Source organism: Bacillus thermozeamaize (assembly GCA_002159075.1).
In the GTDB taxonomy this organism is placed as follows: Bacteria; Bacillota; Bacilli; order ZCTH02-B2; family ZCTH02-B2; genus Bacillus_BB; species Bacillus_BB thermozeamaize.
Map to the genome: position 1 here is coordinate 1 of LZRT01000126.1, position 3,801 is coordinate 3,801.

General features: G+C 55.4%; 6 protein-coding genes and 1 pseudogene. 3 read left to right on the forward strand and 4 right to left on the reverse strand.

The features are described 5' to 3' along the window. The 3 genes and pseudogenes from BAA01_03500 (at nucleotide 1) to BAA01_03510 (ending at nucleotide 1,977) form a co-directional block, all read left to right on the forward strand. Nucleotides 1–389 (forward strand): annotated as a pseudogene (locus BAA01_03500) (transposase). 218 nt (nucleotides 390–607) lie between these two features. Continuing rightward, complete coding sequence (locus BAA01_03505) at nucleotides 608–1,351, forward strand: hypothetical protein (protein OUM84487.1); 744 nt, start codon at nucleotides 608–610, stop codon at nucleotides 1,349–1,351. 113 nt (nucleotides 1,352–1,464) lie between these two features. After that, nucleotides 1,465–1,977 (forward strand): hypothetical protein, encoded by a 513-nt coding sequence (locus tag BAA01_03510; protein ID OUM84488.1) that lies wholly within the window; start codon nucleotides 1,465–1,467, stop codon nucleotides 1,975–1,977. A 24-nt stretch (nucleotides 1,978–2,001) separates the two neighbouring features. Here the strand turns inward: BAA01_03510 and BAA01_03515 are convergent, their stop codons facing one another. The 4 genes from BAA01_03515 to BAA01_03530 form a co-directional block, all read right to left on the reverse strand. Continuing rightward, nucleotides 2,002–2,388: a glyoxalase gene (locus tag BAA01_03515; GenBank protein ID OUM84489.1), complete on the reverse strand. Its 387-nt coding sequence runs from the start codon at nucleotides 2,386–2,388 to the stop codon at nucleotides 2,002–2,004. A 73-nt stretch (nucleotides 2,389–2,461) separates the two neighbouring features. Then, nucleotides 2,462–2,758 carry a transcriptional regulator gene (locus BAA01_03520; protein OUM84490.1) on the reverse strand — a complete coding sequence of 99 codons (297 nt, stop codon included), beginning with the start codon at nucleotides 2,756–2,758 and terminating at the stop codon, nucleotides 2,462–2,464. Between the two features lie 78 nt (nucleotides 2,759–2,836). Further along, nucleotides 2,837–3,256: a hypothetical protein gene (locus BAA01_03525; GenBank protein OUM84491.1), complete on the reverse strand. Its 420-nt coding sequence runs from the start codon at nucleotides 3,254–3,256 to the stop codon at nucleotides 2,837–2,839. Between the two features lie 34 nt (nucleotides 3,257–3,290). Then, entirely contained in the window at nucleotides 3,291–3,632 is a 342-nt protein-coding gene (locus BAA01_03530) for a hypothetical protein (protein ID OUM84492.1), read from the reverse strand. Nucleotides 3,633–3,801: the final 169 nt, after the last annotated feature.

The window sequence follows — 3,801 nt, forward strand, 5'->3', positions numbered from 1 at the left end:
ACGTGTACTGGACGTCGCTTCGCTGCGGACCGTGGCGGGTCATCGAGTTATACCGGGATCACGCCACCAGCGAACAGTTTCACAGCGAAATCAAGACGGATCTCGATCTGGAGCGGTTGCCGGCCGGAAAATTTGCAACGAATAATCTCGTACTGCATGCAGGCGTGTTTGCCTACAATCTGCTGCGCATCATCGGTCAGGAAAGCCTGCGCAAAGACGACGCGCCGATTCGCGGCAACGTGCAGCGCCGCCGAATCCGAACCGTTATTCAAAACATCATCTACATGGCTGTCCGGCTTGTTCGACATGCGCGCTGTCTATACTTGAACTTCGGAAAGCACAGTCCCTGGTCATCGGTGTTGGAGAGGGTTTACCGGGCGTTTGCATGACACGGGCATGATGCAGGAGACGCTTTGGAACGACCTGTCGTCCGCCAGGTCTGTTTGGCATTCATGGATTTGAATTGACAAGCTATGATGCGTCCTTCTGCCATCGTAAAAAGCCAGTTCTTACGACCATCACAGAAAAAAAGACTAAAATTACCGGTTTCAGAAACCGGGTTCCGAAACTATCCGCGGACGATCACGGATTCAGGTTTATAGTCGGAATGGTGAAAAATGGAACGGCAACCCGGGCCGAACCAAATCAAGAAAGGATGATTGTCATGAAAAGGTGGCGGGCTCTTCTAATCGCGGCGGTTCTCCTGCTTCCGGCTTCCGCGGCTGCGGCTTCCGATTCCGTGGAAGTCCGTCTGTTTCCGGTGACGTTCGTCATCAACAACCAGGCGAAAGAGCCGGGGCGGGAAGAGGCGGTCTTCAATCACAACGGCCGCGTATACGTTCCCATCAGGTTCGTCTCGGAAAGCCTAGGCGCAAGGGTCGATTACGACGCGAAAGAGCGGAAAGTGGTCATCGGCAATTCGAATGTGTTTCAGGCCGAATACGTAAAGGTCGGGGACCGGATCGCGGGAATGGAAGTGGTGCATGCCGATTTGACCGAATCTGACTCCGAATATCTCGGAACGGTGCACTTCAAGGGTTCCGCGCTGATCACCGGCACTTTTCTTTATGAAACAATCAATCCCATCCACGAAGAACTGTTTCAGTTTTTCGTCGATGAAGCCTCGTTGGAACGAATCCCGATGATGTCGCACGACACGAGAACGCAATGGTTCGCCTTTTCCAACCTGTCTGAAGCCAAAAAGATGTTCGGCATCGTCGATGACGCCGAAGTCGCAACCGGCCGGGCCGCCGTCGTCATCGACGATTTTCGCATCCGTTACGACTACAAAGAGGTCTATAATACCGCCCGGCTGGTCGAGGCCTTTTTGAAGACCGCCAACGGGGCGTAAACGATTGGGCGCTGGGAGGTACCGATGGTTTACCAACGATCAACCCGCCGTTTCCCCACTCCGGCCTGCCGAGCCGGAGCCTGCAGGAAGCGGAAGCGTACTTTGCCTGGTTCATGGGCGAAATTCCGAACCTCCTGGACCAATTGCGGGCCCATTTCGAGAACACTGGAGGAGGAGACCGCACCCTGCTGGATGTTTCTCCCGCCTCCCTGAAGCCCCTTTGGCGATGGTATCTGGAGGTCGCCCTGGCCTGGCTGCCGAGACCGCGGGAAGAATTTGAGGAAAAGTACAACCGGGCCTCCGGTTATCTGCGTAGAAAAATGCTGACGGACCCCATCCATCAGATGGTTCTGTCTCCGGAATCCAAGTCGCTCGCGATGGATATCGGCATCTATTTCGGGGAAGTGTTCGTGCGCAACCACGCGGGCGTGGAATGGGTGCTCAACCGGAAACGCAGATTCACCGACACCCACCATCCGGTGCTGTCCGGGTTCGGGAAGAACTCTTTCTTCAACCCGATCGAACAAGTCCGGGGACTGGTCCACGGGACGCTGCATCAGAAACAAAAAAACCCGGACGGGCTGTACGCGCACTACGAGCGGTATTGCCAATATTTGTCCCGCTAGGACCTTTTTATTTTTTGTATTCGATCATTTGTATTCGATCATTTGGATCAGATTGCCGCACGTGTCGTCGAACACCGCGATGGTCACGTCGCCCATCCGGGTCGGCGTCATTGTGAACTTCACGCCTTCCGCCGCCAGCCGTTCATATTCTGCCTGGACGTCCTCCACGCCCAACATGGTCGCCGGAATCCCGTCGGCGAAGATCTTCTTCTGATACTCCCGCGCGGCGGGATGTTCGTTCGGTTCAAGCAGCAGCTCGACGCCGTCCGGGTCCTCGGGGGAGACCAGCGTCAGCCACCGGTGGCTGCCCGCCGGAACGTCGTGCTTTTTCACAAACCCCAGCTTTTTCGTATAAAACTCGAGCGCCTTTTCCTGGTTATCGACAAACACGCTTGTGACCACGATTTTCATCCGTTTTTGGCCTCCTCGCAGGGGATGCGACCCGGGCACGGCGCCGATATTCCCGGCCGGCGGACGGGGACGGTCAATTCCGCCCGCCGTCCGGCTCCAGCCACCTTTTCAGCAGGGTTTCCAGCGGCTTGCGGTTGAACACGATGACGCGAAACTTTCCCCTCCGCCGCGAGACGGCAAGCCCCGCCTCTTCCAGCACGGCCAGGTGCTTGGCGATCGCCTGCCGCGACACGGCCAGGCGGTGCCTCATGATGAGCCGTGCCGTCAGTTCATACAGCGTCATCTCGTCCCGCTCGGAAAGTTCGTCCAGCATGAGCCGCCGCGTCGGATCGGCAAGGGCCTTGAATATCGCATCGTTGTCCCGGTTCATGGCTCCATCATATGCAACCGTATGGTTGCATGTCAAGATGCAAAAAAGAAACCAACGGTATCGCCAATATTTGTCCCGCTAATCAGGCGCCTTTTTTTTCAATGAACGGATGGCGATCAGGATCAGACTTTGATAAACAAAAAACACCACGCCCGCGACGCCGAACAGGATTGCCATTTCAAGGGATCCGGCAAATTTCACGGGCGTTGCGACGTGCCTCCACAGGTCAAACAGGAACCACAGCCCCGCGCCGAACAAAAAGTAAAGCGCCAACTGCCAAACGCGCTTTCTTTTTCTTCTGTAAGCAATCCGGTCCGCCGCCATCGACAAGGGAATGCCGCCCAGGAAGAAAAATGTGAAAAGCACGAAGCTGCCGTTCAAAAAAACATATTCCGCCGAATAATGGTCAAACAGGGACGGCCGTTCACGGAGCGTAAAGATCGCGGACAAAGTGACGGCCGACAAAAACGCGGACAGCAATTTGACGAACACGTACATCGGAGTGCCTCCCAGGCAGGCATGGCCGCCATCGTCATCGCAGTCCGGATGATTTTCTTCTTTCAGACCACCGGGATTCCAGCGAGAGCACCGCGGGATACGCAACGATCAGTAACAGTGTCAAATAAACGGCATTCTCAAAATACGCCCGGAACAATTCCCGCGACCAACCGTCCTCCCCGATGATCCAATACGCCACCCGGTTCGAGATGCCGATTCCGTCGTTCGCGTGCGGGACCAGGCTCTGCGTGTAGTTCTGCGCAAGGCATACGGAAGCCGAAAGGGACAACGCGATCGCAAGAGCCGTGCCTTTTGAAAAAGGATGGCGGACACCGCACCTTTTGAAAAGAACCGCCGCCCCGACGACGAAAACCAGACAAAGTAGAACCTGATTCCGTGATCATCAACTGATGAAAATGAGAAAAAGCAGGCAAATACACCCCCGAAGGCGAATGACATAAACAAGATAACATTCACCTGCGGGGTGTCATATGAAAATCAAGTTCGTTCGCTCCAAGGAGCTTATCCTTTCCACCCATGCCGGT